The 764-nt window shown below is 57.1% G+C and carries 1 protein-coding gene; it reads left to right on the top strand.

Annotated elements, in window-relative coordinates; translation table 11 throughout:
• Positions 1-278: 278 nt before the first annotated feature.
• Positions 279-764 (top strand): orotidine-5'-phosphate decarboxylase (pyrF, locus tag AC1DWI_RS25160; RefSeq protein ID WP_477726183.1); only part of this gene is annotated, 486 nt, incomplete at its 3' end.

Genomic DNA, 764 nt, shown 5'->3' with positions numbered 1-764 from the left:
TTACTACAGGGTCAGCAGCAATTACTTGACGAAAACTGCCATTCATTCACGCCACGCGGGCAAGAGGCACAAGGACGTCAACGTTCGCCTTAACAGCTTTCCGATACTCAGATTGCAAGGCTTTGACTGTTCGAACCGTGGCTCGTCTGATTCGACCGTCCACATTGACGAAAACTTCAAAGTGCGATCCCGGTGAAGAGCAAGACAGTTAACAAATCGACCCAGTGGCGACGGCCTGCGGCCGCGTCTGGCCTCCGTCGTTAGACTCCATTTCACATATGCCATCACCAGTCATCGTCGCGCTCGACTTCGAATCCTCGGCTGAGGCGTCGGCATTGGTCAATCGGCTCGGTCCCGAAGCCGATCACTACAAGGTCGGCCTTCAGCTGCTCACAGAGGCTGGACCGCAGGTAGTTCGAGAGCTGGTGTCGTCGGGCAAACAGGTCTTCCTCGATCTCAAGCTTCACGAGATACCCAACTCCGTAGCCAGTGCCGTCAAAGCCGCTGGCAAGCTTGGGGTTTCAATGGTCACGGTCCATGCGTCAGCGGGTTCGGCTGTTCTGCGAGCGGCTGCTACCGCTGCGGAGTCATACACCCATCTAAAAGTCCTTGGCCTTACGGTCATCACAAGCCTTTCCGACGCCGAGCTCCCAGAGATCGGCCTCGCACCATCAGTCAAAGACCAGGTTTTCCGCCTCGCTTCGCTGGCTTGCAAGTCAGGCTGCCACGGTATCGTGGCTTCCGCCGAAGAGGCCGCCTACTTG

It is taken from the genome of Polaromonas sp. P3_C2 (assembly GCF_056402675.1).
The sequence above is the reverse complement of the archived record's forward strand: the minus strand, read 5'-3'. Positions and strand labels throughout refer to the sequence as shown.